Genomic DNA, 19,576 nt, shown 5'->3' on the forward strand with positions numbered 1-19,576 from the left:
GGACCTCCCCCCGAGGGGCGCTCGGAGCTACACTTCAGCAAACGGCGGGCCAATCGTACCCCATCGCATTTGCCGCGTTTTCAAAGGGTTCATCGATCCGTCACCGTGCCGAGTGCCAAAAATTTGAGCACTCGCACTGCCTCAATCTTGGGCAGTGTCACGTTTTTGGGCGCATCTTGTTGTGCAGCGTGTTTCGGCTGATTCCCAGGAGCGCGGCGGCCTTCGTCACGTTGCCGCCGGTAACGCGCAAGGCGGCATCGATGGCGCGGCGTTCGATGTCGTCGAGTTTCGCGGGCAACTGCACCGTGTCGGGCGGCGCGAGCTCGCCCTCTTCCGGCGCCGCTGCGGCCTTGACCGATGCCGGCGGCGCGAGCGAAAGATCCGCCGCGGTGAGGAGCGGCCCGCTGCCGAGAACCACGGCCAGCTCGATGGCGTGGCGAAGCTCGCGGACGTTGCCCGGCCAGGAATAGCCGCGCAACGCCTCGAGTGCATCGGGAGAGAAGCCGTCGACGCGACGGCCAGCGCTGGGACCGATGTCCGCGAGAATGCGCTGGGCAAGCAGGACGAGGTCGTCGCCGCGATCGCGCAAAGGAGGCACGGTGTACTTCGCCGCCGAGACTCGGAAATAGAGGTCACGCCGGAAGGTGCCCTCGGCGACCATGGCCGCGAGATCGCGGTTGGTGGCGGTCACGACGCGCGCGTGCAAGGGGATCGCGCGGTTCGAGCCCACGCGCTCGAAGCACTTTTCCTCGAGCACGCGAAGGAGCTTTGCCTGGCTGGGCCACGGGAGCTCGCCGATTTCGTCGAGAAGGATCGTGCCCTGGCCGGCCGCTTCGAAGGCGCCGACTTTGGTCGCGATGGCACCGGTGAAGGCGCCGCGCTCGTGGCCGAATAGTTCGCTCTCGATGAGGGCCTCGGGAATCGCGGCGCAGTTGATGATGCGCATGGGGGCGTCGCGGCGAGGCCCCGTCTCGTGAAGGAGGCGCGCGACGAAGCTTTTTCCCACGCCGGTTTCGCCGAGGAGAAGCACGGTGACGTCAGAGGCGGCAAGGCGTGGGATGGTCCGCGTGAGCTCGAGGGCGGTAGGCGAATCGCCGAGGAACGCGTGGGCGCTGCCGACGGCCTGGCGGCGCAGCGTTTCGCGATCTTCCTTCACGGTGGCGAGCACCGACAAGCGCGCGAGGTGCGCACCGCAGAGCGATGCCGCGAGAACTAGGACGCGGCGCAATGGGTCGCCAATCCGGGACGCCGGGATGGCGAGGGTGAACGCGATTCCGCCGAGGGATGCCCCATACGTGGGCACGACGATGCGCGTGTCGCCATCCGCCAAGGCGGTCTCGACGAGGGGTTCGCTGCGCTCGGGTGTGCGGTCACCGATGGGCAGCAGTTCGACCGAGGTGCACGATGCATGCTGCTTGACCCACGAGCCGAGGATGCCCTCGATGGCGTGCGCGTCGGCAGCCGGCGTGAGCGCTTCGTTGAGCGCATACATGGCGGCCAGTCCGCGAATCTCCGCGCCCGCACCGGTAAGAAGGGACGCGACGGTGGTGGCGCCCTCGTGCGCAGACTCCTCCTCGAGGGCACCGGACTCGACGACGAGCAAGGTGGTGTCGCCCACGAGAAGGGTTTCGCCGATGCGCACCTCCGCAGCATGGACTTCCTGCCCGCCGTGCACGAGCGGTGCAGCGTTGTTGCACGTGCGCACGTGCACGCCGCCCTTCGTGGCAAACACGTGAAAATGATGCCGCGACACGCGGCGATCGCTCAGCATGAGGTGCGCATCGCGCGCCCGGCCCACGAGCTTCACCTGCTCGTTCACGAGCAACTGAGCCCCCGCGTCCATACCACCCGAGACGATGAGACGTTTCGTCGAAACCGCTTCCACCAACGGCGGATCCTACAACTTGTCGCGACGTCGCGAAACCACGACGGTGTAACGTCGATCCGAGGGGATGGGCGAGTGCGTACATCGAGAAGCTACGGGCGGGGCAGACGGTGCAATTCCGGCCGCTCGGGCATTCGATGAAGGGGAAGATCGAAAGCGGGAATCTCTGCACCGTGGTGCCGGTTCCGAACCATGACGAGCTCCGCACCGGAGACATCGTTCTCTGCAAAGTACACGGAACGGAGTACCTGCACCTGGTGAAGGCGATTCAGGCCGGGCGATTCCAAATTGGAAACAACCGCGGTCGCATCAATGAATGGATTGGACCATCTTCCATCTTTGGAAAATGCATTTCGGTGGAACCGTAATCCGACTTTACGCCAGGCAGCGATCCATGAAGCGCTTCATTTTGCGGAGATATTCTCCTTGATGCCAATGGATGACGTGATTGCCCGGGAACCAATGGAGATTCGACCCGGGCCAATGCCGGTGCAAAAGCTGGATATGCTTCGGCGGCACGAAGCGGTCGGCCGCCCCCCCGATCAATAGGATTCGATCGGTGCCAATGCGCGGAGCGTAGGTCAGCGGATTGTGCACCGCGAGCAAGCCGCGCATCTGCGGTACGCTAAGACCATGCCGCTTGAGGAACGCGCGGACGCCGGCGGAGGATGGGATCCACTCGAGGCCCAAGTCCACGGGACTGACAGGGGGTGCATTCGGAATGCAGAAGGCCAGGCGGTCGTCGATTCCCGCCATCAAAGCGGCGACGTAGCCCCCGAGGGAAAGGCCGCTCAGGCCGACGCGAGGAACGCCCCGCCCTTCGAGGTAGTCGATGAAGATTCGGAGATCGTGAACCGCCTGCGAGATGGCCTCGTTGGTATGGGTCCACCCGTGGGAGAACAGGCGAAATCCGCTCCAAGGGTCCCATCGCTCGCAGCGAGGACCGTGGAAGGGCATCGTGTAAAGCAAGATGTCGTAACCGTGCTTGTAAAACCAGCGCAACGCGAACCATCGAGCATTGACCCAATGCGAATCGAGCCAATACCCGTGAATCATGATCAACGTGGGTCGCGGCCCACCCGGGTGAAACCAATGTTGAGCACAGGCATGGACGTTGCGCTGTAGCCGGCCATAGCTATCCGCGAGCTCCGGATGCCGCGGCTGAAAGGTACTGCGAAAGAGCAGCCGCTGGCCTGGGATCTCCATCCGAAGGGGGAACGCTTCCACGCGGACATGGGAATCGGGGCGAGGAAATGCCGCGACCGGATCCGCTTTCCGAGCGAGCGCCTCGTGCAGCTCGAGACGCCGGAGATCCTGTGCAAATCGGCGACGCGGCCAGACGGAAGGCGTGGCTGCGACCGTCAGCGCGGCGGAGAGTCCGCTTCGCATCACCCGATCGGCCGCAGCCGCCGCCCGTATCGCGAGCCAATGCTTCGCGTCCAGCTCGGTGCCGGGATTCTGCGCGTGAAAGTCTTCCGCCAAAAGCTCCCACCAAGGTGGAAGCGCACGTACCCCGTTGGGCTTCTGGAAATCTGCCATGTCGAGTCTGCAAGGCAAAGTATAAGGGCGATGGCGCTCCAACGGAAGGTCGCGACCGACTCGATCGTTGCGCATTCGTGATCCGATTTGCGACCGCGGCCGCATCGTATCGAGCGACGTCGGAGGACCGTTTCGTCGTCCTCCGCACGCCCGCAGGATGGATCATGTGCGTCGCCGACGGCGTGAGCGGTACCCCCGGCGGAGGAAAGGCCGCAGACCGCTTCGTCGAGTGCGTGCGCCGCGTAGCCCTGCAGCGCGATTCCGATGCATCGGATCCGATCGCGTGGGCCATGCACCTGGGCGACATCGACTCCGAAATTGCCCGCGATCCCATGGCCGGTGAGACAACCGGCATCGCCCTGGGCATCGTCGGCGATCGCATCGCGGGAGCCAGCTGCGGGGACAGCCGCGCCTACCTTCTATCTCGGCACGGCCCGCGGGAACTCACCAGCGAGCAAGCGCGCAAGCCACGACTGGGCACGGGACGCGCGCGGCCGTGCGCATTCAGCGTCGAGGCGCGCGGCGTCCTCGTGCTGGGCACGGATGGCTTGTTCGACTACGCCGATCCGAACGACATGTTCGAGGTCGTGCGCGTGCCGTCGGACAATGGTGCAGAGGCCCTCGTACGACTCGTGCGCCATCGCCATCGGGTGCTGCCCGATGACGTGGCCGTCGTGGTGGCGTGGCTGGGCGAATGAGTGCGCCCACCCACGCCACGACGGTTCGAATCGACTACAGCGTGGGGGTCCCTACCCTATTGCCACAATAGGCGCTGGAACCACAGGTGGTGCCGACGCTGGTATACCAGGCGGTTTTGCGGGTTCCGTACTGGCGATTGTCCGCGTGCACGTGGGCGCCCGTGGACTGGCCGGTGGAGCCGACAAGACCGAGCGGGCAGCGATCGCAGGTCTTGGAGCCGGAGCTGCCATTCGAGTTGACGTGCAATTGGCGGAACTCCCACCCACTGCCGCCGCTGACCACGTAATAGTTACCGGCACCGCCGTTGCAACTGGAGCCGCCGCACGTGTTCGCGCAACCACCGTAGTACTTGTAGTACTTGCTCACGTTGATCATGCCGCGGTGGTTCCACTCGCTACAGGTGCCATTGCTCATGTCGAGGGCGTTGTGGGAACCGCCGTTGCATGAATAATACGTGGTAGATCCCACGCGTGCGCCTTGATCGCAAATGGGGCCTACGGCCGTTGCCGCATTCACCGCGCCGGTCCAGCCGACGACGCCCACCAAGCCCACGAGATACAACAACGATTTACCTATCATCGCGTCTCCCTCCGTTCCTTCTCTCTCGAAATGAGGTTCCATTCCTGAAGGCCGACCTTCAACGCCGAAACCCACGCATCAATCTCGCCCTTCATCGACGGGTCGATCGATGCCAGCGATTCCAAGGCCGGTATCGCGTGCGCCTGCCCTAGATGGGCAATCGACTCTAGGACGGCCCGCCGCACTTCCGGCGTTGCATCATTTCGATAGAGCTGCGTCAGTGCGACGCGCGCTTCCGAGGAATGCGCGGCGGGCACACCGCCCAGCGCACTCGCCGCCGCCGCACGAACCTGCGCATTCGACGATTCGAGCTGCCCGGTCACGTCCCGAACGCCGCGCGAGCTCACTTGCTCCATCGAGGTACCGCGCAAGAGTTCCGCTGTCGCCGCCGGGTCGGAGGACGCCTTGGCGGCCGAAATCGCCGTCTCCGACACGGTGCGATCGTGACCGGCGTACACCTCGGAGCTCTCCGCCTTGAGGTTCTCCACGACCGCCTTGCGCACCTCCGGCGAGGCATCCTGGATCAATTGCTCGTAGCGCACGCGTTCACCGCTCTTCGCCATCATGTCCACCGAACCGGTGGCGCGAAGCCCGCGCAACGCCGCCGCGCGAACGGCAGGATCCGCATCGTGCGTGGCGCGTGATAGAAGCGGCCGAATCAGCGACGGGTCCTCCGAATGGCTCGCCTTGGTGGCGAGTGCCGCGGCCAACGCTTCGACCATGACCGGCTGGCGCTCGCGCACGAAGGCCGCCCGCAGATCCTCCGCCGACAAGGTGAGCGCCGCTTCGCGCAGCACCGTGGAGGCATACCGCTTCAACGACGGTGACCCCGATTGGAGCGCCTCCCGCAGGTTGTCGACCATCGAGTCCACCGAACAGGCTTTCTCCTTTTGCATCTGCTCCGGAGCCGTAGCGGTCACCGGCCCTGCGAAGAGCACCAGCCCCGCCGCAGCGGCCACGAATGCGAAAATGCGCTTATCCATTGGTGCGGCCCTCCTCGCCTTCGCCTTCTTCGGGGCATTGATGGCGTTCTTGCTTCTCGAACCAAACGCGCGCGAAGTCGACCGTCCCCTGCGCGTAAAGGGCTTTGAAGTCGAGGTAGTCCTGCTGAAAGCGCGGATCTTGTGCGGCAAATTGTGCGAGCAGCGGCAAGGCCTGCTCACCGGCGGCTCGCACGGCGAAGCGCACGATGGCCCAGCGAACGCAGAGCTCCTTCTCCTGCGCGAAGGCACCTCGGAAAATGTCCAACGCCCTTTGCGGATCCGTGGTCACGGCCAGGCGGAATGCCGCCATTTCGCGCACGTCGCGCTCAGGGTCGCTGTGCAGAATGTTGCCCAATCGGTCCATCGACGCGCGGTCGACCAGTGGATTCGAGTAGGACGGCATCTCCAAGGCCAAAACGCGGACCGCCGATTCATTGGAGCGCTCCCCAATCTGTAGGAGTTGTTTCCAATACCGATCGAAGTTGCCCGTGCGCGCGTAATCCTCTTTCATGACGCGCCCCAACGTGCGCGTGGCCACCCACGCCGTCGAATCCACCGTCTCGTCCATGGCCACGGCGGTGAGACGCGAGAGCGCACGATCGGAAAGCCGCCGCTGGGTTTCCAGTGCATCGATGGCCGCCGAGCGATGCTCCAGGCTCACCGTTTTGCTCTCCCCAAGGCCCACGAGACGCTCGGAAACCTCCTCGTTTTGGACGGCGGGCGTCTTCTTCAACGCCTCCATGTAGACGCCCAATGCCGGCGGCGAGGACGTCTCGGCCCAATCCACGACCTCCAGGGCCTTTTGCGGATCGTCGCCGACCAACTCGGCCAGGCGCTCTTGAAGGTAATTCGTGAGATGCTGATCGTTCGCCGACAGCGCCGCGGCCAATGCCGCGCGAAAGTTCGTCAGCGACAGATTCTTGTCGAAGGAGGAGAGATTTTTCCAACATACGGTTACGGGAAGCTGTTCGACGGGCGGAGCCGACCCCAATGGGCCGCCGCCCGATGCCATATCGACCGCGCCTGGCATTTCTCCCGAAGACTGCCATTCACGAGGGTCCAACGATGCATGCGAGGCGTCACGCACGACCCAACGCAACATGACACCAATGACGATCAGCGATCCGACGAGCCCAAATACGAGGAGCCTTCTTCGCGCCATCGAAATCTCCTTTTCCAAAGCCCTTTTGACCGAATCGCGCGGGGCGACCGGAAGCTCGAGCTCCAACGGCTGGGAGCCAATGCATATATCACCGAACGGCGGGTGAGCAACACTAGTTCCCTGTGTGAACAATCGACAAAGAATCTTCGCCCCAATTCGCAATTGGGCACTTCACATTCGCGATCAATCGCGTCTTTTTCGCGAACCATCGCGATGGTGTTTCAATACCCCATGCCTGCACCAGCCATGTGGCATCGACACCGGCGCTCGCCTTAGGAGGAGGAGGCCTCGGCCGAGGTAAATGCACGCAGCGCAGCTTCGTCGAAAAGAACGAAGCGCACGAGTTCGACCGACGTCGTCGACTCGCGCACCGCGCGAAGTGCGATCGGGGCGGCTTCGTGCAATGGATATCCATATATGCCCGTGGAAATCGCGGGAAAGGCAACGGTGCGCGCGCCCAAATCGTCGGCAATCCGCAGCGACTCGACATGGCAACTCGCGAGTTCGCGGGCCGGGGCCGGCGAGCGCGCATAGATGGGGCCAACGGTGTGGATGACCCAGCGCGCGGGCAGGGCCCCAGCGCCCGTGGCCACGGCCTTGCCGGTGGGGAGGCCATTCGGGTAGCGCTCGGCGCGGATGCGACGGCACTCCTCCAAAATGGTGTAGCCGCCCCGGTCGTGGATGGCACCATCGACGCCTGACCCGCCCAACAGGGACGAGTTGGCGGCGTTCACGATGGCATCGACGTCTTGCTCGGTAATGTCGCCCTGGACGATTTCGATGTGCACCATGCAGGCGATGTTAGCGCCCGTAACGGTGCATCACCGCGCGCAATCGATCGAGCGGAATCGCATGCGCCACATGGTCGTCGCGACCGCGCGTGGTCGTGGCCATGGTGAGCGAATTGAGGATGGCCTCCTCCACACTTTCGACGGTGGCCTGAAAGATGGGATCGATGCGCTATGGCGCTTTTAATAGTGCCCAGGCAACGATGCCGAGAACGACGGCGACGGCGACGAGGATCGCGAGCTGCCGGCGCTCGCGACGGCGGTGGAGGCTCGGGTGCGTGATGCGATCGCCGTCGGAAACCGCATCCTCCTCCGCGGCGGATTCCGCCATGGCGGCTTGGGCGGCGGCCAGATCGGCTTGCAGGGCCTTGGCGCGGCGCGATGCGCGGAGCGCGTCGGGCGAATCGGGCGGCGTCGAATTGGGACGTTCGCGGTGCTCCGAGCCATTGCGCGGGGTGCGTTGTTTCTCTTCGTCCCATTCGAGAATGCGGACGCCGGGAAGCAATTCGGAACGGGGCGCCGCGGCCTCCTCGGGCGATTCCTGCGCCACCGGCTTGGCACGCTGAAATGCTTCCACGAAGACGCCAATCGATTCCGCATCCGTTGACGCCACCGCCTCCTCGGCGAGGCGCGCATAGTCGCGTTCGTATTGATTCACGATCCGCGCCGCACGCGCGGCCGTGTCGCGATCCAGATGCGAGAACTCGCGCGCAGCCCTCAATACATCTTCCTCTAGCGCCGCAGATTCGCGCACCCCGCGCTCCTGCGTCCCGCCTTCGCCAAACGTCGGAGGACCTGGATCGGTCGCGGCAAATGCTGGATCGGGATCAGTACCGAACGGGCCCGGTTGTTTCTTGGACTCTTTCATGAGGCGACGCGGCATTGCCTGGGGGCGAAACGAAACGACCAATCGTGTCCCAACTTCAAGCAAAGCGCTACCGCTAGGTCATCCTTGGACGATTTCGTCCTCTCCCATAGAGGATGAGCTCATTACTCCTCCCACCTGACGGCGCCGTTCGCGCGATGTCGGCAACGGTACATCTTCACTCTTCCACCGCCGAGCGCACGCGCTACGCTCACGCCGATCCTGGGAGTCGTCCGATGCCCAAGAACGTCGGGGAAGTGGAATACGCAGCCGGTGTCGTCCTCGCCGGCAAATATCGAATCGTTAGGCGTCTGGGCGGCGGCGCCATGGGCACGGTTTACGAGGTTACGCAAACGGATCTCGAGCGAACGTGCGCCGTCAAAGTCATGAAAGCGTCGCTCGCGCGGGACGCTGCGATGGTGGCGCGATTTCGCGCCGAAGCGCAGACGCATTCTCTCCTCGAGGGGAGCGCACACATTTGCACGGTCTTCGATTTTGGCGGCCTCGATGATGCGGATGGCACTCCCTTTTATGCGATGACGCTCCTGCGCGGCCGTCCGCTGAGCGAGTTGATTCATTACTATTACGCCATCAAGCAACGGCGTTTCCCGCCCAAAATCGCATTGGCGATTGCCCATCAGATCAGCAAAGCACTCGCGTTTGCGCACGAGCGAGGCGTGGTCCACTGCGATATCAAACCCGAGAACCTCTTCGTGCACGTGCTGGGCCAAACCTGGTGGGTGCTCGTCGTCGATTTCGGAATTGCGCATCGCGTAGCTTCCACCGTGCGCACCGACGACCTGTTCATCGGCACGCCGCCCTTCTCCCCGCGCGAGCAAGTCCTCGGTCGACAGCCCTCGCCCAAGATGGACATTCACGCGGTGGGCGTCGTCCTTTTCATCTTGCTCACCGGCCGCGCGCCCTACGCGCACCTGGGCGCCGCGGGTCTGGCCGCCGTGCTCTCGGCCCGGCCGCCCGCGGCACCGCTCCTTAGCCAATTCGGAGACTACCCGCGCGACCTCACCGCGCTGATCGCGCGCTGCCTTTCCCACAATGCGGATGAGCGCCCCGACGCGCGCTACCTCGCCGCGCGCTTTCACGACCTCGCGAACGAGCTTCCCGAGTCGGCAGCCCGCCCCGACGAGAGCCCCAAACCCGCGCTCACCGCACCGATCACGCCATCGGAAACGCCGCTGGCCATCAGCCGCTGGCAGCAGGACCAGGACAAATGGGACCGCACGCAGCGTCGATTGCAACGCCGCGAGAGTTTGCGCCGGCTCGGGAAGCGCACCGGGGTGACCCTGGCCATCGCATTCGGCGTGGCGGGCGCTTCGTCCACCGGCGTTCTCCTTCTTCGCAAGCCCGCCGTCCCGCCGCCTGCGCCTGCGCAAATACCCGCCGCCGATCCGCCACCTTCGCAAGAGCCTTCGCACGAGTCTTTGCAAGAAAAAGTCCCTGCGGAGCCAATCCCCGCGGCCTCCGCAAGCCAACGCCCCGCGCCCAAGCCGTCCGCGCAACATTCTTCTCCCGAAATGGCACCCGCACCGCGGCCCCGCGCACCTCAAACCCAAAAGGGAACGGCCGTCAGCCCTGGCGACCTCGAGACCACCATCGATTGAGTTCTTGCGCGAATAGAGCGTTCTTCCTAACGTTGGTGCCTTAATGGCCGAGACAGATCCGTTGGTGGTGCTCAAGGGGGTCAACAAGTGGTACGGGCAACTGCACGTGCTGCGGGACGTGAACCTGGAGATCGCAGCGGGTGAGGTCGTGGTGGTCATCGGGCCGTCCGGCTCGGGCAAATCCACGCTGTGCCGCGCCATTAACCGCCTCGAAACGATCCAGGGCGGGGAAATTCGCTTCGCGGGCCGCCCGCTTCCCGAAGAGGGTGCTGCGCTGGCCAAACTGCGGAGCGAGGTCGGCATGGTGTTTCAGTCGTTCAATCTCTTCGCGCACAAGTCTATCCTCGAGAATGTGATGCTCGCCCCCATCAAGGTGCTCAAAGAGCCCGAGGAAGAGGCGCGAACGCGCGGCCTCGCCTTGCTCGAGCGCGTGGGCATCAAGAACCAGGCCGACAAATACCCGGCGCAGCTTTCCGGCGGGCAGCAGCAACGCGCCGCCATTGCGCGGGCGCTGGCCATGCGCCCCAAAGCCATGCTCTTCGACGAGCCCACCAGCGCGCTCGATCCCGAAATGGTGAACGAGGTTCTCGACGTCATGACCAGCCTGGCCAAAGGTGGGATGACCATGATCGTCGTCACGCACGAGATGGGGTTTGCCCGCCGCGCAGCGCATCGCGTCGTATTCATGGCCGACGGGCAGGTCGTCGAGCAGGCCCCGCCGGAACAATTTTTCGACGACCCGAAAACCGATCGGGCCAAAGATTTCTTGTCGAAGATCCTAACGCACTAAAGAGAGGCTCCAATGAACTCCTGCAGAACTGCGTCTTTGATGGGTATGGGTGTCCTCGCGATCGTGATGGCGTTGGGCGCGTGTGGAAAGAAGGACGAGCCGCGTGCTGCCGGCAGCACGAGCGCCGCCGTGGGCACGGGCGACAAATGCGCCAGCTCGGGCGTCAAGCTCACGCCCGCCACGGACGTGAAAATCGAGGGAAGCAAGACGTACGACAAGATCAAGGGCGCCGGCAAAATCGTGGTCGGTGTGAAGGCCGACCAACCGAACCTGGGATACAAAGACGCCGACGGAAAGCGGTGCGGGTTCGATATCGAAGTTGCCCAGCTGGTCGCCGCGCGCATCGGCATCGACCCGTCGAAGATCGAATACAAAGAGATCCCTTCGACCAACCGCGAGACGGCCATCAAGGGCGGCGAAATCGATTACTACGTGGGCACGTACTCCATCACCGACAAGCGCAAGAACGACGTCGGATTCGCAGGTCCGTACTTCATCGCCGGCCAAGATCTCTTGGTCCGCAAAGACGAATCGGCCATCACCGGCAAGGATACGTTGCAGGGCAAGAAGGTGTGCTCGGCCACGGGCTCGACGCCCTTGCAGCGCGTGCGCGAGCAAAAGCTGACCGACGACGGGAACATCAGCGAGTTCAAAACTTACTCCGAGTGTGTCTCGCAGCTGCTCGACAAGAAGGTCGACGCGGTCACCACCGACGATGCCATCTTGAAGGGATTTGCCGCGCAAAGCCCGAGCAAGCTCAAAGTCATCGGCCAGCCTTTCAGCCAGGAGAAGTACGGCATCGGCGTGGCCAAGGATGATACGGCCTTCCGCAATGCGGTGAACGACGTGCTCGAAGCGGCCAACAAAGACGGCACCTGGAAGAAGATCTACGACGGCACCTTGGGTCTGTCCGGATCGTCGGCGACGCAACCTCCCGCCGAACGCTACTGATGCTCGAGTTTTTCCGCACGCTGACCAACAACTGGGACATCTTTTCCCGCGGCTTCCTCACCACGCTGAAGCTTTTCGTCATCGGCGCGGTGGGGTCGCTCACCGTAGGCACCATCCTGGCGACGATGCGCGTGTCGCCGGTGCCGGTGCTGCGCGGGCTGGGGGCGGCGTACGTGAACATCATTCGCAATACGCCGCTGACCCTCGTCTTTGCCTTCTTGGTGTTCGCCGCACCAAAATTGGGAATCGAGATCGCCTTCGAGCCGGCGGCGTACACGGCGCTCACCATTTATACTGCGGCCTTCATCTGCGAAACGCTGCGCTCGGGCATCAACACCGTGCCCGTAGGCCAGGGCGAGGCCGCACGCGCACTGGGGATGACGTTCGGCCAGGTCTTGTACCTGATCGTCCTCCCGCAGGCGTTTCGCACGGTGGTGCCGCCGCTCATCAGCATGTTGAACGCCATGTTGAAGAATACGACGGTGGCCGCCGGTTTCTCCGTGGTGGAGGCCGGCGCCATTCAAGCGTACCTCTCCGAGCGCGGTGAAAACCAAGTGGTGACCCTTTTCTGGATTACCTTCGGCTTCTTGTGCTTCGTGGTGCCGCTCATTCTATTGCAGCGTTACCTCGAACGTCGATGGGCGGTGGTTCGATGAGCGCTTCCGTTCTCTACGACGAGCCCGGCCCGCGCGCGCGGGTGCGGCATCGCCTGGTCGGAGTTGCCACCCTCGGGCTCATCGGGGCCTTCGTGGCATTTACGATTTACCGCTTCACGGAGACCGGGCAGTTCGAGCCGCTCAAGTGGAAGCAATTCGAATACGAGGCGATTCAGCTCCAATTGCTCCACGGGTTGCTCGCCACCCTGGAGGCTGCGGGAACCGCGGCGGTGTTGGCGCTCATCTTCGGCGGCGTCTTCGCCAGCGCGCGCATCAGCGATGCGTGGATCTTTCGCGCGCCGGCCACGTTCTTGGTCGAGCTTTTCCGCGCCATTCCGCTGCTCATTCTGATCTTCTTCGGGTACTACGTGCCGCTGCAGTACGGCTGGCACATTAGCAATTTCTGGGCGCTGGTAGCGGGCCTCACCGTGTACAACGGCTCGGTGCTCGCGGAGATCATCCGCGCGGGCATCGCGGCCATCCCGCGCGGGCAGGCCGAGGCGGCGTATGCGCTGGGCATGCAGAAGGGCCAGGTGGTCCGGCTCATTCTGCTGCCGCAGGCGATTCGCGCCATGCTGCCGTCAATCATCGGGCAGCTCGTGGTGCTCTTGAAGGACACGGCGCTGGGGTTCATCATCACCTACCCCGAGCTTCTCTACGTCGGCAAACAGATGGGCAGCCGCCTGGCCTTCGACCTTCCCTACGTGCCGACGTACCTGGTCGTCGCCGCGATTTACATCGGCATGTGCGCGATCATGTCGGCGTTTGCGAATTGGCTCGCAAAACGCGGGGACGGAAAGCGATCGCCAGCCCCAACGCCTCGTCGGTAATCTTCACTTTGCCGCCCGCCACCGCGAGCTCGAAGGCGTCGAGGCCTTCGAGCACCGGCGGGAGCTTGAACGCGTGGGACAGCGTCTTCGTGAAGTCCCACACGAGGCTCTCCTTGGCCAGCGCCTCGTTGATCTTCACGGTGATGTGCGCATCGATCATCGGAGGCAGCCCCGCGAGATCGGCATGCTCGACATGCAGCCCGAAGGTGAGCGCATCGCGGCCGTCGATGCGCTCCACGGCGGGCTTCAAAATCACGGTGAGCGATTTGATGGTCACCGGAACGCGAATCCGAAATACGGGCCAGCGCACACTCGCTTTGCAGACGAGCCGCAAACCCACGTCGGGAACGAGCGTCACCTCGCTGGGATCGTGAAGCACGAGAAACCGACCTTCGGCATCGTCCTTTTCATCGTCGTTCACGTCGAGCCGTATCTTCAGCGGTACGAGCTGCTCGATCACTGCCACCAAGTCTTCGCGTGAGAGAATCGCTTCGAGCCACATGATGGGAACGCTAACGCATATTCAGAAACGGGACACATGCGAAATGGGACACATGCATTGGGCGGTTGAGTCGTGTTTTGGCGTATTCACTCGGGTCTTACGGCCCTCGTAGGCCTCATCTGCTATCGATTTCTCAGTTGGCGCTCGGTTCACCATGGACGTCGTGCGGCTTCGTTTCTACGTTGCGGCGCCATGGCACTCGTCAATCATCGATTCCAACTTACTTCCCGCCCGGTCGGCCTGGTCAAGCGCAGTGATTTCACGTACAGCGAGGCGCCCGTCGCCGATCCGGCCGAGGGTGAGGTCACCGTCAAAGTGCGTTACCTCTCGCTCGATCCGGCGATGCGCGGCTGGATGAACGAAGGGAAGTCGTACGTTCCCCCCGTCGGCCTCGGCGAGACCATGCGCGCACTCGGCATTGGCGAGGTGATCGCGTCCAAAGACGCGAAGTTCCAAGTTGGCGATTTCGTCACCGGCCTCTTTGGCGTGCAAGAGTATGCGACGCTTCCCGTGAAAGGCCTGCAGAAGGTCGACCCGAAGGCGGCCCACCTTCCCGTGTACCTGAGTGTCCTCGGCATGACCGGGTTGACCGCGTATTTCGGCCTCCTCGACGTGGGGCAGGCCAAGGCGGGCGACACCGTGGTGGTCTCCGGCGCCGCCGGGGCCACGGGCATGGTCGTGGGGCAGATCGCCAAGATCAAAGGATGCCGCGCGGTCGGAATCGCGGGCGGCGCCGAGAAATGCGATTACCTCGTCAAAGAGCTCGGGTTCGATGCGGCCATCGACTACAAGAATCAAGACGTCAAAGCGGGATTGAAGGTCCACGCGCCCGACGGCATCAACGTCTATTTCGACAACGTGGGCGGCGATATTCTGGACGCCGCGCTTTCAAGACTTGCGCGCAACGCCCGCGTGGTCGTCTGCGGCGCCATTTCTCAATACAACTCTTCGGAAGGCATGAAGGGTCCGGCGAACTATCTCTCGCTGTTGGTCAATCGGGCGAGGATGGAAGGCTTCGTGGTCTTCGACTATGCCGCCCGCTATGGCGAGGCCGGGCGCGAGCTCGCCGGCTGGGTGGCCGCCGGCAAGCTGAAGTCGCGCGAGCAAATCGTCAAAGGATTGGATACGTTCCCGGAGTCCTTGCTCAAATTGTTCCGGGGCGAGAACACGGGGAAGCTGGTTCTCGAGGTCTAACCTCGTCCCATCGTCATTTCTTGTGGAAGGCGATCCACTCGGCGAACGATTGCAGATACTGCGTCAGCGCCTTGCGGGTCGCCTCGTCGGTCAGGTTGCCAGCGGCGTCGAACTTGTCTGCCCCGCGGCGGACGAAGATTTCGGGCTTGTTCAGCGTCTGCAGGTTCAAGAACACGGCAACCTGGCGCCAGTGGTACTGCGAGCGCATCGTGCCGCCGTCACCACCGCTTGCGCCGATGAGGCCCAGCGGCTTGCCGTGGAACGGCTGCTCCGGCGGGCGTGACGCCCAATCGATGGCGTTCTTGAGGCCGCCGGGAATCGAGTAATTGTACTCCGGGGTGGCAATGAGGAGCGCATCGGCCGCGGCAATCTGCGCGCGCAGCCTCAGAACGGACTCCGGCCGCCCCGCAGCCTCGACGTCGGCGTCGTAAAGCGGAATGTCTCCCCACTCCGCGGTCTCGAAGGTGAGCGACGACGGCGCGAGTTCGATGGCTGTGCGAAGGAGGGCGCGATTGAAGGATTGTTTGCGAAGGCTACCGGCAATTCCCAATACGCGAAACGTAGAGCTCATGGCGTGGCATCATAGCGCACCCACTTCGTCGAGGGCACGGGCCACGATGGCGACATCCTCGGTCGTGGTGGACCAATTGGAGAATGCGGCTCGGATGGCCGGACGGCCCCCGTACACGGTCGGCGTGAAAAACGCGCGGCCGCCCGCGTGAATGGCCTCGAGCACGCGATCGCGCTCGCGCACGTCCCGCGATCGTGGCGCGAAACACACGATGTTCAGGTGCACGTCGGCGAGAAGCTCGTAGGAGCGCGACGCGCGGAGGTGGTCGCCGAGCCGGCGGGCGTGCTCGCAGCAGCGATGCACCAGGTCGCGGTAACCTTCGCGGCCGTAGGCCATCAAGGTCATCCACGCGGGAAGCGCGCGAAAGCGGCGCGAGTTCTCCGGGGTGCGGTGCAAGAGATCGGGCCCGGCGCCCAGGTACGCGCCCGCAGCGCGAAAGACGCGCTCCTGGTCGCTCAGGTGGCGCGTGAACACGAAGCCCGAATCGTACGGCACATTGAGCCATTTGTGCGCGTCGGAGGCGATGGAGTCGGCCAGCTCGAGCCCGTCCACGAGGTGCGCGTAGGCGGGATCGGCCGCCGCGAAAAGGCCGAAGGCACCGTCGACGTGGAGCCACGCACCATGCCGTTTGGCCACCTCGGCGACGGCGCGCAGGTCGTCGAAATCGCCGGTGTTCACCTCCCCCGCGCTCGCCGAGACGATGCACGGTGCGGCCGCGGGCCGCCCACGCAAATGCGCATCGAGGGCCGCCGGATCCATGGCCGCACGCCCCTCGACGAGGGCCATGCGCTCGATGCACCTCCGCCCCATGCCGAGGATGGAGAGCGCTTTGTCGATGCTCGCGTGCGGCGCGCCGGCAAGAACCGAAATGGGCGGCGCACCCGTGAGCCCCACCTCGGAGACGTCGATGCCGAGGCGCGCATACGCCCACTGCCTGGCCGTGGCGAGCGCCACCACATTGGCTTGCGTGGCGCCACTGACGAAGGCGCCCTCGAACGAATCGGGCACGCCAAACAGCGCGCGGAGCATCGCAAGGGTGTGCCGTTCGACGCCGGTCGCAATGGAGTCGCCGTCGCTGGAGACATTCTGGTCGTAGGCCGCCGCGAGCCAATCGCCCGCGAGCGCCGCCGGGGTCGAGCCCCCCGTGACGAACCCGAGGTAACGCGGCCCCGCCGAGCCGGAGAGCAACGGCTCGAGGTTCGCGCGAAAGTGCTCGAGCGCGCGCTGGGCGCCCCACCCTCGGTCGGGCAACGCAGGAAACTGCACCGCCGGCAAGGCTTCGCGAGGCGCTGCCACGGGGCGATCGGCCACCGACTTCAAAAAGGCCTGCGCCCCATCGCGCGCTTTATTCAGGATTTCGTCGAGTCGCTCACCGATCATTCTTCCAACGTGGAGTCACCGCCAAGCGACGGGTAGATACACTTTGAGTCGGTTCGATCGGTACAGTTCACAGCGTCGTGCGCTGCTCGAGCAGCTTGACCGCGGCATACACCGCGTCGATGGACGGGGTGGGAATGTCCATCCAACGCCCCAGCTCGGCCACGGCACCGACCATGGCATCGACCTCGGTGGGCCGGCCGCGTTCGATGTCTTGAAGCATGGACGTTTTGTGCTGCCCCACCTTTTCCGCACCGTCGATGCGTTGTTCGATCTTGATGCCAAAGTCGATGCCCAATCGCTCGGCCACCGCCTTGGCTTCCTCCATCATGGTGCGCGCCAATTGCCGCGTGAGCGGATATCGGCATATATCTTCCAGCGTGGAGCGCGTGAGCGCCGAAATGGGGTTGAACGCGAGGTTGCCCCACAGCTTGACCCACGTTTCCCAACGGATGCGCGGCGTGATCTTCGCCTTCATCCCTCCAGCCTCGAGCGCCTCGCGCAGGATGCGGACGCGCTCCGTCTTTTCCCCATCGAGTTCGCCGAGCGAGAAGCGCTCGCCTTCCACGTGGCGGATGACACCGGGGGTGTCGATATCCGCCGCGGGGTAGACGATGCAGCCGATGACCCGACGCGGCTCGATGTGTTCCTCGATGACGCCGCCGGGATCCACCAATTCGACGCGGCGGTTTTCGAAGGGCCCTGGCAACTTGTGAAAGTACCACCACGGAAATCCGTTTTGCGCCGTGATGACACTCGTCTCCGCATGGTAGAGCGCCCGAAGGCGCGGCGCGATGGCCGGCAAGCTACCCGCCTTCAGCGCCACGATGACCACGTCTTGCGGTCCCGCCTCCTCGAACTCCGAGGTCGCGCGCGTTTTGACCACCGACTCGCGCCCGTCGATTTCGATGAGCTTGAGCCCGTGCTCGCGGATCGCCGCAAGATGCGCCCCGCGCGCGATGAGCGTGACGTCCTGCCCCGCGAGCGCCAAACGCGCGCCGAGAAAACCGCCGATCGCTCCAGCACCTACGATGCAAATGCGCATTAGTCCTCGCTGCCTACTTGAAGGAACTTCGCCATGTTGATCCGTTGCAGCTTGCCCGTAGCGCCGCGCGGGATCTCCGTGAGCACGTGGAACTTCTTGGGAACCTTGTACTCTGCAAGTGCCGCGGCACAATGCGCGCGCAGCTCCGCACTCTCGCATTCGCCCTTGAGGACCACGGCCGCGTGGATCTCCTCGCCGAGCATCTTGTGCGGCACGGCAAACGCGAGCGCCTCGGCCACCGCGGGGTGGCGCAGGAGCACGTCGTCGATCTCGAGCGGCGAGACCTTCTCACCACCGCGGTTGATCAATTCCTTGATGCGCCCGGTGAGGGAGAGGTACCCCTCCGCGTCCTGCACACCTTGGTCGCCGGTGCGAAACCACCCATTGGTGTAGGCGGCGGCATTGGCCTCCGGGTTGTTCTCGTAGCCGTCGACCACGTTGGGTCCGCGCACCACCACCTCGCCAATTTCGCCGGGCTTCAGCAAATTGCCGACGTCGTCCATGATGCGCACCTCGACGCCGAAGCCGATGCCCACGCTCCCGCCCTTGCGCTCCCGGGGCGGCAGTGGATTGGAGGCCATCTGATGGCTCGCCTCGGTCATGCCGTACGAATCGAGTTGCGGAGCCTGGAAAAGCTCCTCGAGCCGTTCGCGCACCACGCCGGGCATCGGCGCGCTGCTCGATCGAATGAAGCGCAGCGGCTTCTTTCGAACGACGTCGGCATGCTTCGAAAGGCGCGCCAGCACCATCTGGTGCATCGTCGGCACCGCCGAGTACCACGTGGGGGAGTACGTTTCGAACAGCGAGAGGAACTCCATGGCATTGAACCCCGCCGGACAGACCACCGTGCCACCCGACGAGAGCGTGGACAACATGGATCCGACGATGCCGTGAATATGAAATAGCGGCATCACGCACAACGTGATGTCCGCCGACGAGAGGCTGTACGTACCGCGGATGTTCCCCGCCGACGCAAACAAGTTGCGATGGCGCAGGGGCACGCGCTTGGGACGGCTGGTGGTGCCGCTGGTGTGGAGGATCATCGCCACGTCGTCTTCGAGAGACAACTCGACCGGCTTGGGCGCGTACGTCGCCGACCGCGCCTGCCCGGCGGCACGCTCCAGAGAGCAGCGCCCTTGCGCATCGGCCTCCACGGTGAGCAGCGTCATCGTGGGAAGTGCGGCGGCAATGGCAGCAGGGATCCCTTCCGGCGAAGTGATGAGTGCTTTTGCCGCCGTGTCTTCGTAATAAAACGCGAATTCTTCTTGTTTGTATTTCGGATTCAGCGGGGCGGACGTGCCGGCCGTGGCTGCAGCGAGAAATGCGGTTATGAGTTCGGGCCCATTGATCATGGCAATGGCGATACGATCGCCGCGGCCAAATCCGAATTGATTCAATTGGGCGGCGAGCTTCAGCACGTTTTCGCGCAATTGGCCGTAGGTCACCGGCGGTTTGCCGGGGGCGAGCAGCGCAGGGTGATTGTCTTCTCCAGCGAGCAATTCGTAGAGCGTCGTCATGGGAAGACCAGTATCGACTACGAC

At 64.0% G+C, this 19,576-nt stretch carries 20 protein-coding genes; 8 read left to right on the plus strand and 12 right to left on the minus strand.

Annotated features, from left to right (window positions below; translation table 11 throughout):
* Positions 1-157 precede the first annotated feature (157 nt).
* A complete protein-coding gene (locus LVJ94_42355) occupies positions 158-1,885 on the minus strand; it encodes a sigma-54-dependent Fis family transcriptional regulator (GenBank protein ID WXB03535.1) in 1,728 nt (575 codons plus the stop codon).
* Between the two features lie 137 nt (positions 1,886-2,022).
* Here LVJ94_42355 and LVJ94_42360 point away from each other — a divergent pair, with 137 nt between their 5' ends.
* Positions 2,023-2,253, plus strand: coding sequence for a hypothetical protein (locus LVJ94_42360; GenBank protein ID WXB03536.1), 231 nt, complete (start codon positions 2,023-2,025; stop codon positions 2,251-2,253).
* Between the two features lie 7 nt (positions 2,254-2,260).
* Here the strand turns inward: LVJ94_42360 and LVJ94_42365 are convergent, their stop codons facing one another.
* On the minus strand, positions 2,261-3,424 hold the full coding sequence (locus tag LVJ94_42365; protein WXB03537.1) for a hypothetical protein: 1,164 nt from the start codon (positions 3,422-3,424) through the stop codon (positions 2,261-2,263).
* 77 nt (positions 3,425-3,501) lie between these two features.
* On the opposite strand from LVJ94_42365, the gene LVJ94_42370 reads away from it, so the two are divergent.
* Positions 3,502-4,122: a protein phosphatase 2C domain-containing protein gene (locus LVJ94_42370; GenBank protein ID WXB03538.1), complete on the plus strand. Its 621-nt coding sequence runs from the start codon at positions 3,502-3,504 to the stop codon at positions 4,120-4,122.
* A gap of 34 nt (positions 4,123-4,156) precedes the next feature.
* Here the strand turns inward: LVJ94_42370 and LVJ94_42375 are convergent, their stop codons facing one another.
* The 5 genes from LVJ94_42375 to LVJ94_42395 all read right to left on the minus strand — a co-directional run bounded on the left by LVJ94_42375 (position 4,157) and on the right by LVJ94_42395 (position 8,356).
* On the minus strand, positions 4,157-4,702 hold the full coding sequence (locus LVJ94_42375) for a peptidase M23 (GenBank protein WXB03539.1): 546 nt from the start codon (positions 4,700-4,702) through the stop codon (positions 4,157-4,159).
* On the minus strand, positions 4,699-5,685 hold the full coding sequence (locus tag LVJ94_42380) for a HEAT repeat domain-containing protein (GenBank protein WXB03540.1): 987 nt from the start codon (positions 5,683-5,685) through the stop codon (positions 4,699-4,701). Before LVJ94_42380 ends, LVJ94_42375 begins: the two co-directional genes overlap by 4 nt.
* Positions 5,678-6,847 carry a HEAT repeat domain-containing protein gene (locus tag LVJ94_42385; protein WXB03541.1) on the minus strand — a complete coding sequence of 390 codons (1,170 nt, stop codon included), beginning with the start codon at positions 6,845-6,847 and terminating at the stop codon, positions 5,678-5,680. The genes LVJ94_42380 and LVJ94_42385 overlap by 8 nt, the downstream gene beginning before the upstream one ends.
* A gap of 272 nt (positions 6,848-7,119) precedes the next feature.
* A complete protein-coding gene (locus LVJ94_42390) occupies positions 7,120-7,638 on the minus strand; it encodes an O-acetyl-ADP-ribose deacetylase (GenBank protein ID WXB03542.1) in 519 nt (172 codons plus the stop codon).
* 169 nt (positions 7,639-7,807) lie between these two features.
* Positions 7,808-8,356, minus strand: coding sequence for a hypothetical protein (locus tag LVJ94_42395; GenBank protein WXB03543.1), 549 nt, complete (start codon positions 8,354-8,356; stop codon positions 7,808-7,810).
* Between the two features lie 380 nt (positions 8,357-8,736).
* Here LVJ94_42395 and LVJ94_42400 point away from each other — a divergent pair, with 380 nt between their 5' ends.
* The 5 genes from LVJ94_42400 to LVJ94_42420 all read left to right on the plus strand — a co-directional run bounded on the left by LVJ94_42400 (position 8,737) and on the right by LVJ94_42420 (position 13,346).
* Complete coding sequence (locus LVJ94_42400; GenBank protein ID WXB03544.1) at positions 8,737-10,119, plus strand: protein kinase; 1,383 nt, start codon at positions 8,737-8,739, stop codon at positions 10,117-10,119.
* Between the two features lie 61 nt (positions 10,120-10,180).
* Positions 10,181-10,909: an amino acid ABC transporter ATP-binding protein gene (locus LVJ94_42405; protein ID WXB10799.1), complete on the plus strand. Its 729-nt coding sequence runs from the start codon at positions 10,181-10,183 to the stop codon at positions 10,907-10,909.
* Between the two features lie 12 nt (positions 10,910-10,921).
* On the plus strand, positions 10,922-11,860 hold the full coding sequence (locus LVJ94_42410; protein ID WXB03545.1) for a glutamate ABC transporter substrate-binding protein: 939 nt from the start codon (positions 10,922-10,924) through the stop codon (positions 11,858-11,860).
* Positions 11,860-12,516 carry an amino acid ABC transporter permease gene (locus LVJ94_42415; GenBank protein WXB03546.1) on the plus strand — a complete coding sequence of 219 codons (657 nt, stop codon included), beginning with the start codon at positions 11,860-11,862 and terminating at the stop codon, positions 12,514-12,516. The genes LVJ94_42410 and LVJ94_42415 overlap by 1 nt, the downstream gene beginning before the upstream one ends.
* Complete coding sequence (locus LVJ94_42420; GenBank protein WXB03547.1) at positions 12,513-13,346, plus strand: amino acid ABC transporter permease; 834 nt, start codon at positions 12,513-12,515, stop codon at positions 13,344-13,346. The genes LVJ94_42415 and LVJ94_42420 overlap by 4 nt, the downstream gene beginning before the upstream one ends.
* On the opposite strand, the gene LVJ94_42425 is transcribed toward LVJ94_42420, so the two are convergent.
* Positions 13,270-13,848, minus strand: coding sequence for a hypothetical protein (locus LVJ94_42425; GenBank protein ID WXB03548.1), 579 nt, complete (start codon positions 13,846-13,848; stop codon positions 13,270-13,272). The two genes, LVJ94_42420 and LVJ94_42425, sit on opposite strands and share 77 nt — an antisense overlap.
* 192 nt (positions 13,849-14,040) lie before the next feature.
* On the opposite strand from LVJ94_42425, the gene LVJ94_42430 reads away from it, so the two are divergent.
* Positions 14,041-15,042 carry an NADP-dependent oxidoreductase gene (locus LVJ94_42430; GenBank protein ID WXB03549.1) on the plus strand — a complete coding sequence of 334 codons (1,002 nt, stop codon included), beginning with the start codon at positions 14,041-14,043 and terminating at the stop codon, positions 15,040-15,042.
* 13 nt (positions 15,043-15,055) lie between these two features.
* On the opposite strand, the gene LVJ94_42435 is transcribed toward LVJ94_42430, so the two are convergent.
* The 4 genes from LVJ94_42435 to LVJ94_42450 form a co-directional block, all read right to left on the minus strand.
* The gene (locus LVJ94_42435) at positions 15,056-15,613 is read right to left on the minus strand and encodes an NAD(P)H-dependent oxidoreductase (protein WXB03550.1); all 558 of its coding nucleotides are present in this window, start codon (positions 15,611-15,613) and stop codon (positions 15,056-15,058) included.
* Between the two features lie 9 nt (positions 15,614-15,622).
* On the minus strand, positions 15,623-16,993 hold the full coding sequence (locus tag LVJ94_42440; GenBank protein WXB03551.1) for a pyridoxal-dependent decarboxylase: 1,371 nt from the start codon (positions 16,991-16,993) through the stop codon (positions 15,623-15,625).
* A gap of 67 nt (positions 16,994-17,060) precedes the next feature.
* Positions 17,061-18,035, minus strand: a complete 975-nt coding sequence (locus LVJ94_42445) for a 2-dehydropantoate 2-reductase (GenBank protein ID WXB03552.1) — start codon at positions 18,033-18,035, stop codon at positions 17,061-17,063.
* Positions 18,035-19,552, minus strand: a complete 1,518-nt coding sequence (locus tag LVJ94_42450) for an acyl--CoA ligase (protein WXB03553.1) — start codon at positions 19,550-19,552, stop codon at positions 18,035-18,037. The genes LVJ94_42445 and LVJ94_42450 overlap by 1 nt, the downstream gene beginning before the upstream one ends.
* Positions 19,553-19,576 lie beyond the last annotated feature (24 nt).

It is taken from the genome of Sorangiineae bacterium MSr11367, from assembly GCA_037157805.1.
Classification (GTDB): domain Bacteria; phylum Myxococcota_A; class Polyangia; order Polyangiales; family Polyangiaceae; genus Pendulispora; species Pendulispora rubella.